Here is an 11,648-nt window from a genome sequence, read left to right as displayed (position 1 = left end):
GTTAATCCTTAATAAATTTATCGAATGAGTGGTTTAGCTTAGGTAAGGTTTTCGCCACTGAAATATCCACGCGATCATTAATTAACGCAGAGAGTAAGTTTTTAAACCGTTCTGTATGCCTTTCTACTCGTTCATCTTCTAATGCGGTTCGAGCACCAAAAAGTACTAATGGCGCGATGTATTCCATATTTGTTAAAGAAGCCATTTGTTCAAGAGGGTGCAGAAGTTCACGAATAGTAAATTGGTTATAACCATTGGTTTGATAAGCTTCTTCTTTACCACCGGCAGTAATGGCGGATAGAAAGATTTTGCCTTCTAATGATTTCCCTTCGGTACCGTAAGCAAATCCGTATTCAAGTACCATATCTTGCCATTCTTTTAAAATCGCGGGTGTTGAATACCAGTAAAGTGGAAATTGAAAAATAACGACATCATGTTCAAGTAGGCGTTGCTGTTCTTTATCAATATCGATATTAAATTTCGGGTAGTCATGATACAGATCAACCACGGTGACATGTTCGATTTTCTTTGCTGCCTTTATTAGAGAGACATTCACTTCTGAACGATGTTGAGAAGGGTGAGCAAATAATATCAATACTTTTTTGGGTTGCTTTGTCATAAAACCTCTTTGTTTTTACTAAGTTTATAAAGTAAATCTTGAATACTTTACAATCATAGCAATAAAAGGGGCTTAATGGGTATGTGGAACTGATGAAAGATTTATGATCGCAATTCCGATACTAATAAATCCAATACCTAGCCAAATTTTGTTGTCTAAATGTTGGTGATAAAACGCACTTGAAATAAGAGTAACAGCAATAATAGCCAAACCTGCCCAAGAAGCGTGTGCGATACCAACCGGTAATGTTTTCATCGCTTGGCTAAGAAAGTAAAAAGCCCCTAAGTGTCCGGTAATAACAATCACATTAGGAACAAGGTGTGAAAGACCATCTGTTGCTTTTAGGGCGACATGTGAAAGTGCTTCAGAAGCTACAGCAAGAAAGAGAAAAAGCCATCCCATTTTATTATTCCTATTTAGAGTCAAGGTGTTATTAAGTTGGGAAGAGTATAGCTATTTCAAATTTAATGATAATAGGCAAAATAAATAATTACTTTTGCTTATTTGTAATAATAAGAAAGGAGGATAAAATATTTGTAGTGGACATAATAAATAAGCCCCTAAGGGTAAGGGGCTTATAATTGAAACTGGATTAGAAGAAGTTAATTGAACGACGTCCGCTTTCTGGATCAATCGTTGTTGGAATTTCTGGTTTCTGCTTCTTCTTCTTTTCTTTTTTCTCTTTTTTAGGCTTTGGCTCTGTGTACTCAGGTTCTACTGGAATAAATTGAGGTTTCTCTTCAATTTCTGGCAGCTCGCCAACAGGAGTATCACAGATAACAACGTAATATTCTTCATTGAATTCAATAACATCACCATCGTACATTTTACGACGTTTACGTTGTTCTAATTCGCCGTTCACACCTACATAGCCTTCACTAATCATGTGCTTAGCTTCACCGCCGCCATTCACAACATTAGCAATTTTTAATACTTTATAGAGTTCGATAGGTTGAACATTTACTTCAACGCCAATCGCTTCTACTTCAAATTCTTCTTGATCTGACATGTGGGTCTCTTAGGATTACGAATTATAGCTATTGTAACTGAGAGAAAGGCATCGTCCTAGCGCCTTTCTCTGCTTGCGAGTGAAAGTCTTAATCAACCACTTCAATGTCTGTTTTAGGTACAGAGCAGCATGCTAGGATCATTCCTGCATCTTTAAGACGCTGATTTAGTGCAGGAGAGTCTTCTTGTTCAACATCGCCAGACTCTAAAGTGACTCGACAAGCACCACATAAACCTGAGCGACAACTGTAATTGATGCTAAGTCCTGCCGCCTCAACTTGTTGAAGTAAAGGCTCTTCAGTGTTTCCAGTGAATAAATTGCCGTTTAAGCTGATGGTGATCTCTTCTGATTTAGTGTCTTCTTTTGCTTTTATTGGATCTACTGTTACTTGCTGAGTTACAGCAATGGAGCCTGAATCTTTATAATATTCTTTCTCTTTGGTTTCCAATACTTCGATCTTATCACCGACTTTAATCGTCCCTTCATTTTTAGCAATGAGGTTTTGACCAAAGTAAACATTACCAGAGTCGTCAGCACGGAAGGTGGAAAAGGTTTTTAGCGGTTCTTTATTTGGATGATACTGAGCGGTATTTGGATTTACCGTGGTTAAGATACAGCGTTGGCAAGGCTTAACGACTTCAAATTCAACATCACCAATACGAATACGCTTCCAAGAATCTTCAATAAAGGCTTCATTACCTGAAACGACTAAGTTAGTTCGAAATTGAGCCATAGTATGATGGCTGCTACTGCGTTTATTTAATTCAGCAAGTGAAGCTTCACTGATCACCAACAATGGGTAACCGTCGGCAAAACTCACGTTGGTTTGAATTTTTTCACGCATACGATTGGATTGCTCGCCAGAGAATAGCAATTGTGCTTCAGTGCCTAAAATAGAGCTGAACCATTGATTGGCTTCTTCTGTGGTGGAATAAGCCGTAAAAGTATCACTCCAAACGGTTGTATCGATCTCTTTCATTTCTAATTCATTAAAGGTGAAATGCAGGTCAATCAATCCTGGATAGCATAGAACTAATCCATCTGGTTCAATAATGGCTTTGATTTTGACCATTTGTGGATGAGTACGTGCGGTAATCATTTTTCCATCTAAAGACGCAACCATGAATCGGCGATCACACTGTAAGCCTTGCTTTTCAACCTGAGCACTAGATAGTGAAATACCTGCGATTGATTTTACAGGGAATACGTTGATGTTTGATAAATTTGAAACTGAATTAATTTGACTCACGCTGGCATCCATTCTTTGTGGTGTTATTTATGTAAAGTGTATCAAACTCTCTTTTATTTTACTGCCTATTCTCTACTCATTATTATTCTGAAAGTTCATAGGATTTGAAGGTGACTGTGGTAATAAAGTCTTTCTCAGTTTTTTGAATATTAAATTCCCAAGCCATGCGTTCACAAATGCGCTCAACAATCACCAACCCGCAACCATAGCCAGCATTATAAGTATCATTACCATCATGACAGTTGATTATACACAGCTGGTTTTTATCTAGGCTTATTTGAATGTCGCCCACGCTGTAGCTAAAGGCATTTTTTATTAGGTTATTGATCACAACCGTTATAAAACTGCTCGGAGCAAGGCAAGGTTCACCTTGAACTATTCTTAGTTGAGCGCCCATTTCTTGTTTGGCAAATAGAGGTTCTAAATGGTTAAGTTGAGTCTGCAAGATCTCTTCTATTTGATAGTGATGAAAATGATGAGCCTCTATTTCTTGTTTACCCAATAGTAAAAAAGTTTCAGTAAGCAGCGTCATCTCTTCACTTGCTTGATGTAGCCGATTAATTGCTTTGAGCGCGACTCTAGGTTGATCTGGTACTTTAGCAAGTAGATCGGCTGAGCCGCTAATAATCATTATTGGTGTTCGTAATTCATGAGAAGCGAAGCGACTAAACTCTTTTTCACGAGTAAAAAATTGAGCAATATGATGCTTACTTTTTAGTAATGAGCGTTCAATATCTTGAGTTTCTTGGTATTTAGTATCAATAGTAAAGTCAGGATGCTCAGGCGACATTAAATCAACTTTATGTTGAATATGGCGCAGAGGGATTGAAATACTACGAACAAAATATACCCCGTATAAAACCATTAAAATAGTCGTAAGAATACCTAGACCTACAGTAATGTAATGCAAGTTGGCTTCATACTCATCTAGGTAATCATCGGCATCATCTTGAAAGAGAATATAAAGCAGTCCATCACCAGAAGGGTGGTCGATGACAATAAAGTGCTTATCTTCTGTACCTAGCAGTTGCTCATATAACCCAGTTTTTTTGTAGTTGTTAAGCCAAAGCGGATGTTCTCTTTCACTCCAATACGTAGAAAACTCTTCTTCATTAGGCAGTGGGGTATCTTTACCTAATTGAGTATATTTTCTGGTGTATTGGGTGGCTTCGGTATCTAACCAGTGGTGTAGGCTAATGATTTCTAATTGATCTTCTGCGATATAAATAACCGCCCAAAAGAGTCCGAACATCAAAAAGGTAAGGACGGCAAATGTCCAACGGATTTTTTTAAAAAAGCTCGGTTGATGTGAGCGATTATTTAAGTCGGTAGCCTTTTCCATGAATGGTCTCTAGTCGTGGTGTATCAAAGCCTTTATCAATGGCATTTCGAATTGTATATAAATGACTTCTTAATGCATCACTTGATGGAGAATCATCCCCCCAAATGTGCTCTACAAGTTCAGTTTTACTGACAATATCAGGCGCTTTTTTCATTAATAATGCAATGATTTTTAGCTGAATTGGTGCTAATTTAATAAGTTTTTCCTGCCGATATAGAGTACCGGTTTTGATGTCCATTTCCATATCTTCAAACGTCAATTTTCCGATATCAGTGCGTCGACCGCGATTGGATAAAGCAAGTAAACGCATATGCAGCTCTTCCATTGCAAATGGTTTTACAAGGTAATCATCTCCGCCAACTTCAAAGGCATGAATTTTATCTTCTAATGTATCTTTTGCGGTTAAGAAAAGAATAGGGGTACTGCAAGCATGCTCACTACGCAGTGCTTCTACTGTGCTTATACCATCCAGTTTAGGCATCATGATATCCATTACGATGACATCGAAGCTCTCTTTTTTTAGGATTTCTATTGCTGCAACACCATGGTAGGCGCAATCAATATCGATACCGACTAATTCAAGGTAATCAGCAATAGTTTCAGCAACGTGGTGGTTATCTTCAACAATTAATACTTTCATTTTATCTCTTCACGAATCCTTCACATACTAATCATTATAGTACTCTCATAAAGTACATAATTTATAATAATTAGGTTAAAAAATGAAAAAAGTCGCTGTTTTATTATTAGGAACTGCAATGCTATCGGGCTGTGGCTCGGATGATTCAAGTGATAGCCGTGTGTCAAGCTCATACATTGGTGCAATTGAGTCGGTTGATCAAAGCAATGATTCGATGACAGTAGGCTCGAAGTCATTAAATGTAAGTCATGCTGAAATTAAACTAAATGATATGCCAGTTAACTTCATTGAGCTTGATAAAGGAATGCAGGTTGAAGTTGAGTATGATAATGGTACGGCTTACGAAGTTGAGTTGGAGCCAGTAGTTGTAGGCAAAGTATCACACGTTACTAGTGCTGATATTACAATTAATGGGCAAACATTTAAACATGCTGATTTAGCAGCAAAGCAGAATATATTGGCTGATCAAAGAGCTATGTTATTTGGTTACCTTAACGACTCAAAAGAATGGGTAATTACAGCAATTTATAACGCTGATTTTTTACCTAATGATGTGCATGAAGGTGTTGTGTCAGATTTTGATCGAGCAAACAATACGTTCAAATTGAACTCTACATTTGTTGAGTCTAAAGATTACGATGATGTAAATGAATTAAGCAATGGCGTGTGGGTTGAAGTCGAAGGTACATATAGTGCAAATAAATTCATAGCTATTGATGTTGATGTAGAAGACGTATCTGACTTTTCTAATGCAGAAGTAGAAGGGCATATCACAGCTCTTAATCCTGAAAAAACATTAATGATATTGAATGGTAGAACAAAAGTAACAATCACTGAAAATACTCAGTTCTTTAAAGAAGATAAAAATGGTGAAGATGTCACGAGTGATAACAGCATATTGGCACTAAATGCAAAAGTAGAAGTTGATTTAATCAATAAAAATGGCGTGTTAGAAGCAACAGAAATTGAACTAGATAACGATTAATTTGTAGTTATCCTAAAAACCACAGGATCTAATTGAGTCTGTGGTTTTTTGTTTTTATGTACTATCTAAAAAATAAGCCATGACAATTGATAAATTCGGCTTACTATTTAATGAGAACTCAAAAGAATTAAAAGGAAACAAAATGGCAGGGTTAAGTTTATTAACACTATTAGATGATATTGCATCGGTACTTGATGATGTTGCGCTAATGTCAAAAGTGGCGGCAAAGAAAACCGCGGGTGTATTGGGTGATGATTTAGCGCTTAACGCACAGCAAGTGTCAGGCGTTAGGGCGGAACGAGAGATCCCTGTTGTATGGGGCGTTGCAAAAGGCTCATTCAAAAATAAGCTAATTTTAGTTCCGGCTGCCTTGCTGATTAGTTCAATTGCACCTTGGCTGATCACTCCATTATTACTCATTGGTGGCTTGTTCCTCTGTTTTGAAGGCGCTGAGAAAATCCATGAGAAATTCTTTCACCAGCATGATGCAAACGAAGACCATGAAAAAGAGACGCAAACCAATCCAGAAGACATTGAAGATTATGAGCAGAAGAAGATAAAAGGGGCGATTCGTACTGATTTCATTTTGTCTGCTGAGATCATTGTCATCGCACTAGGAACGGTTCAAGGGCATCCGTTTATTACTCAAGTATTGGTAATGAGCTTAATCGCAGTACTGATGACCATTGGTGTATATGGCCTTGTGGCTGGTATCGTAAAAATGGATGACTTAGGATTTTATCTACAGCGTAAAAGTAAAGGTGAGGGAATTTTAAGTTCTATTGGTAATGGTTTAGTGGCAATGGCACCAAAGTTAATGAAGTTCTTAACTGTTGTCGGTACCATCGCTATGTTTTTAGTCGGTGGTGGCATTGTCGTTCACAGCCTTCCATTTGTTCACCATACACTAGAAAGTGTAGTGAGTTTATTTCCTAGTATTCCTTATGTTGCTGCGACCTATTTAACGATTGGTAATGGGATTGTAGGGTTACTGAGTGGCTTTATTCTTCTTGCTGTTATTAGCACTTATCAGAAGATTAAATCTCAATAATTTTACTTGTTGTCAGTAAACTTAATTGCAATGGCTTCAGCGTTACCACGTTCGAAGCCTGTAGTTCCTCCACCTTTAACTCCCCATGTACCTTCTTTTGATGCTCTAACAATAATGGCATCTGCGCCTAGTTTTTCGGCTTCATCTTGCAGTTTTTTCACCATGCCTTCATTACTTCTGTCATGAAAGATAGTTTGTCCTGTTTGAGTATTGATCATTCCTAATTCGGTATAGGTTCTTTCTGTTGGAGGGCTATAAAATACCTCAACAGAATGAGAAGTGACTTCGTTTTGGTTTGTTACTGTTGTTGTTTTGGCACAGCCTAAAAAGAATAAGCTTGAAGTTAGAAATATGATTTTTATAAGAAATTTATTCATAAGAAGCCTCTAAAATAGATGTAATATCACTTATCCATATTTCTAGTATAGGTGATATTTTCGGTTCGTTTGAAAGAAGAAAAGAAACCGCCGATGCTATGTATCATCGGCGGTTAGTTACTTTATTTGAAAAGGTTGAATGAATTAATGCTTATGAGCGGTTTCATATAACTCAGCATCAACTTCTTCGCCTTTTGCTGGGCGAGGAACAATTTCAAATTTAGCATCAGCATTGGTTAGTGAGTCAGTCAGTTTTTGTAGGACTGACTTGTCACCCTTAATTCCAGCACTTCCGTTTTCTAGCAATGTGGCGAGTGTCATTTGTTGCAGCAAGATCTTAGAAACATCAGAACGGTTAATTAATAGTGTCGCGTCAGCTTTCACTTCTTTATCAACTAAAATGTTATTTAAATTGCCGTTAGACATTTCCACAAAATACGTTTCTTTCTCATCAGGAATGACAACATTTAATGTGAACGGTGTGTGTTGAGCTTTCATTGAATCAACACGTACTGCTAAATAATCCAATAGGTTTTCAATCGTCATGTTTGCAAGTACATCAGGTGATGCAGTTTTCGGTGCGCCTGGTAATGTACCTACACGTAATTCTTGAGCACCAGTAAGATAGATGTTTCTCCAACCTGCGCCCTCAGCTTGATAACCTAGTTGCTCATAAGTATCAGCCAGTAATTTTCGAGCTTCTACGTTTTTAGGTTCAACCTGAATTACCTTGTTTAGAGCCGTTGCAATGAAGCGGTATTCGCCTTTTTCAAAATCAGCCTCTGCTTTCTCTAAAATTAACTCACTGCCACCCATGTATTCTACAAATTTTGCAGATTCAGGTTTTACTGGTAATGGGTTTAAGTTCGCAGGGTTCATGTCAAAATAGCCTAAATACATATTGTAAACGGCACGAGCATTGTGAGAGTAGGTTCCATGGTAACCATTGGTGTGCCACGTTTTTTGAATACTCTCTGGCATTACCGTGTAGATCTCATCCCCCATGTCTTGCAGAACGACACCGTCATTTGCCAAGCGAAGGGTTTGATTATGCGTAAAACCATAAGCATCTCGTTGCATTTTTAGGTAATCAGAGATTTCTTCGGTTCCCCATACTGGTGCTGAGTGAGAAGCAAATAGCACGTCAGTTGCTGAGCCCCACGTCATTAGCATTTCATTGATTTTTTTAGACCACTTTAAACCATCACGAACTTTGGCACCGCGCAGTGTATAAAGATTGTGCATTCCTTGATAAGTTAATTCCCCCGTCCATAGTGCCTTCATGCTTGGGATGTAAGTCACCATTTCTGACGCCGCTTCTGTGCCAGAGGCATCCATGAATTGCATTTCTAAACCATCAATGTTTAGTGTTTCAATTTCTTCGTTATGGTTTAGCTCGTAATCAGGTAGTACATAAGTAATTGCGCCTTTTGATAAGCCTTTCGCTAACGCCGCATCAACAATGCCGTGTTCGTGACGATTAAGCGTTGCACCGTATTGGTAAGCAGTACGGCGAGACATGGCATTGCCAGCTAATACGTTTTCATCAACAATCTCTTTTGTGATGTATTTTGAGCCGTATACTTTTACATCAGGGAAGGCTTCTTTAATCGCTGCTGAACCACCAAAGTGATCGGCATGTGAGTGAGAATAGATCATAGCGACAACAGGTAAGTCACCACCTTCAGGAACATTTTCTTGGAAGAATTTTAATGATTGGCTTGCTGATTCACGTGTTAGTAATACGTCGTAGGCAATCCACCCATTATCACTACGAATGAAAGAGATTGAAGCTAAGTCTGTACCACGAACTTGATAGATTTTCCCTGGAACGACTTCGTATAAACCTTCAGCTGCTTGGTTTAATACTGCTTGACGCCATAGCGATGGGTTTACTGAATCAGGTGCATTATCAGCGTTAGCTACAGATGGGTCGATAAAGTCAAAGCTATTACGGATAATGTCACCGGTCTTTTTATCGAATGAAGCAATCAGACCTTTGTTATTATTTTCAAAAGCACGAGTATCAGAAAAGTTTAATGTTTTTGCGAAAGCGTCATTTTTCTCAATAGTTGTTTTGGTTGCTGGTTTGCCGCCTTGTTTACCAATTTCACTAAAGTGTTCATGGTCGTGATCCGCAGCGATAGAGCTTAAAGATATTGATGAGATAACAATAGCTAAAATAGTCTTTTTCATAAATCCACCGGTTTAAGTAAATTAGAACTGAATAATAAAGTTGTGTGAGGCTTTAACTTCGCGATTTGCCTCAGTGCTGAAACCAATATTAGTGATCTATATACATTTTAAAAATAGAGAAAATTGTATAATTAACATTTACAATATAAATGTAATGGGTTTTTAATGAGTAAAAACAGAGAGGAATGAATAGTGCCAAAACAAAAAGATTTCGATATGAATTTATTACGAGTTTTTGTTTCTGTGTGTCAAACCGGTTCATTCACTAAAGCGGCAGAAGAGCTTGATTTAACTCAGTCGTCAGTCAGTAATGCTATTCGTCGTTTAAAAGCCTCTTTAGGCAGTGAGTTGTTCGCTCGCTCGGGCCGTGGCATTGAGATGACGAATTATGGGGAGAACCTGTTTAAGCAAGTAGAGCCATCAGTTATGGTTTTAGCAAACGTAGGAAAAGAAGGTGAGGAATTTGATCCTAAAACATCGAAACTAACCTTTTCTATTTATGCACTAGAGTCTGTAATCCCTCAATTGCAAATAAGATTAAAAGCGCTGCTTAAAGAGAGTGACATTACTGTTACTTTAAGAGAGCTACCGAGTAATGAAAACGATATTATTGATGCTTTGATGTTAGAGAAAGTGGATTTGGTATTAGATGTGATGAAACCAAGACAATCATCATTGAGAAGCCTAGTGGTGTCAGAAGATAAAATCTGTTGCATTGCACGATGCGGGCATCCAAGAATAGTTGGAAGTATTACTCGAGATAGTTTTTTTGAAGAAGATCATGCCTTTCTAAATATCCGCCGCTTTAAGCAGACGATAACAGATTACTTAGCTGAGGAAGCACTGCCAAATCGCAAAATGGGCAGTGAGCATACTTCTATGATGGGAATGATGGCATGTGTTGCTCAATCGGACTTTATTGGTATTAATTCGGTTCGTTTGATTTCCCAGTATAAAGAGAGTTTTGGGTTACAACTATTGGATGTTCCTTTTCCTGTTCGGGCAACAAAAATCCATATGCTTTGGGCTACTAAGGTTGAAAACAATAAAGCGAATCAATGGCTGCGACAATTAATTATCGCAGCCGAACAGGTTTAGAGAATTAAGGCACAAGCCATGCTGTTTTCTTCGATTTAGAAAGTAACCAGCTTAAGCCAAGTGCGCCAGCACCACTAAGGACAACCCAAACCGGAATGACCCACATCGGGTTATGTCCTTCGTACCACGCGTAATTTTTCATTGGCCATAAGAATAATGGATGGAGTAAGTAAATACCTAGGCTGTAGGTACTAATAAAACCGACAGTGGTGCGGGATTTATCAGACAGTGATTCACCATAATAACGGCAAACAAAAAACAGCATTCCAGCCGCAGCGACGGTATTTATGGTCTTATAGGATAACCATCTACCTACCGTATATTCTCCTAATAGTAGGCTTTGGCTTATCACCATATAAACCGTCGTTGCTAATGCAGTAATTCCAATCAACAGTGCGATTATGGTGTTCGTTTTAGTTAACGAAACTCGTTGGTATAATGCATAGCCTAGCAATAAGTAACCACTATACAGCCAGATCTCTGTGCTCCAGAATCCTTCAAATTTGACAAGAAAGAAACAGGTAGTAAGTAACCACACACCAATAAGTGAAAAGAGAGCGGTGTTATCCATTTTTTGAACCATCACTCGAAAAAACGGAATAACAATATAAAGTGGAATAAAGTAATAAAAGAACCCTAAGTGGTAATAGGTGTATTCAAAAGGCAGATCGATCAATACCGTTTTTGCTGCTTCAAAATCATAACCCTGCGCGGTTAACCCTGACAATAAAGCATAAAAGACAGACCAGAAAAGAAAAGGAACAAGTACCTTTCCGAGTCGTTTTTTTACATAATAAGGTGCATCAAACTCTCTCTTATCACTGAGCATTAATGCTCCGGTTATCATAATAAACACCGGAACTGCCCAACGACTCAAGCTGTTTACTGATACTGACGTTGCCCACTGATCAAAAGGAATTGAATTCAACTCATGTCGATAGGGAGCCAATACGTGAATCGCGACGACTGCAATCGCAGCAATGCATCTTAGTAAATCAAAAAAGAAAACTCTTCCCATTATCTTCCTACTTCTTGTCATTAGCGTTCGTTGATAGGTTATATCGCAAAAGAAATTAATAAAT

Annotated in this window: 12 protein-coding genes; 3 read left to right on the top strand and 9 right to left on the bottom strand. The window is 38.1% G+C overall.

Going from position 1 to position 11,648, the window contains the following annotated elements:
* Position 1: 1 nt before the first annotated feature.
* From AC2INI_RS14210 to AC2INI_RS14185, 6 genes are all read right to left on the bottom strand, one after another.
* On the bottom strand, positions 2-619 hold the full coding sequence (locus AC2INI_RS14210) for an NAD(P)H-dependent oxidoreductase (RefSeq protein WP_122032083.1): 618 nt from the start codon (positions 617-619) through the stop codon (positions 2-4).
* Between the two features lie 72 nt (positions 620-691).
* Positions 692-1,021 (bottom strand): DMT family transporter, encoded by a 330-nt coding sequence (locus AC2INI_RS14205; protein WP_486306157.1) that lies wholly within the window; start codon positions 1,019-1,021, stop codon positions 692-694.
* A 190-nt stretch (positions 1,022-1,211) separates the two neighbouring features.
* Positions 1,212-1,628, bottom strand: coding sequence for an RNA-binding S4 domain-containing protein (locus AC2INI_RS14200; RefSeq protein ID WP_122032081.1), 417 nt, complete (start codon positions 1,626-1,628; stop codon positions 1,212-1,214).
* A gap of 88 nt (positions 1,629-1,716) precedes the next feature.
* Positions 1,717-2,889 (bottom strand): YcbX family protein, encoded by a 1,173-nt coding sequence (locus AC2INI_RS14195; protein ID WP_486306156.1) that lies wholly within the window; start codon positions 2,887-2,889, stop codon positions 1,717-1,719.
* Positions 2,890-2,959: 70 nt separating this feature from the next.
* A complete protein-coding gene (locus tag AC2INI_RS14190) occupies positions 2,960-4,219 on the bottom strand; it encodes a sensor histidine kinase (RefSeq protein ID WP_486306155.1) in 1,260 nt (419 codons plus the stop codon).
* Positions 4,194-4,859 (bottom strand): response regulator transcription factor, encoded by a 666-nt coding sequence (locus tag AC2INI_RS14185; protein WP_486306154.1) that lies wholly within the window; start codon positions 4,857-4,859, stop codon positions 4,194-4,196. The genes AC2INI_RS14190 and AC2INI_RS14185 overlap by 26 nt, the downstream gene beginning before the upstream one ends.
* A gap of 82 nt (positions 4,860-4,941) precedes the next feature.
* On the opposite strand from AC2INI_RS14185, the gene AC2INI_RS14180 reads away from it, so the two are divergent.
* Positions 4,942-5,844, top strand: a complete 903-nt coding sequence (locus AC2INI_RS14180; protein WP_486306153.1) for a DUF5666 domain-containing protein — start codon at positions 4,942-4,944, stop codon at positions 5,842-5,844.
* A 142-nt stretch (positions 5,845-5,986) separates the two neighbouring features.
* Positions 5,987-6,895, top strand: a complete 909-nt coding sequence (locus tag AC2INI_RS14175; protein ID WP_486306444.1) for a DUF808 domain-containing protein — start codon at positions 5,987-5,989, stop codon at positions 6,893-6,895.
* A gap of 2 nt (positions 6,896-6,897) precedes the next feature.
* Here the strand turns inward: AC2INI_RS14175 and AC2INI_RS14170 are convergent, their stop codons facing one another.
* Positions 6,898-7,272 (bottom strand): hypothetical protein, encoded by a 375-nt coding sequence (locus AC2INI_RS14170; RefSeq protein WP_122032076.1) that lies wholly within the window; start codon positions 7,270-7,272, stop codon positions 6,898-6,900.
* A 144-nt stretch (positions 7,273-7,416) separates the two neighbouring features.
* Positions 7,417-9,468, bottom strand: coding sequence for an alkyl/aryl-sulfatase (locus tag AC2INI_RS14165; protein WP_486306152.1), 2,052 nt, complete (start codon positions 9,466-9,468; stop codon positions 7,417-7,419).
* Between the two features lie 192 nt (positions 9,469-9,660).
* Between AC2INI_RS14165 and AC2INI_RS14160 the strand changes: the two genes are divergently transcribed.
* A complete protein-coding gene (locus AC2INI_RS14160; RefSeq protein WP_486306151.1) occupies positions 9,661-10,566 on the top strand; it encodes a LysR family transcriptional regulator in 906 nt (301 codons plus the stop codon).
* Positions 10,567-10,570: 4 nt separating this feature from the next.
* Here AC2INI_RS14160 and AC2INI_RS14155 read toward each other — a convergent pair whose 3' ends face one another.
* The gene (locus AC2INI_RS14155; RefSeq protein WP_486306443.1) at positions 10,571-11,587 is read right to left on the bottom strand and encodes an acyltransferase; all 1,017 of its coding nucleotides are present in this window, start codon (positions 11,585-11,587) and stop codon (positions 10,571-10,573) included.
* Between the last annotated feature and the right edge of the window lie 61 nt (positions 11,588-11,648).

This window comes from Aliivibrio friggae (assembly GCF_057368515.1).
Note: the sequence above shows the minus strand (reverse complement) of the source record. Positions and strands in the feature narration are given on the sequence as shown.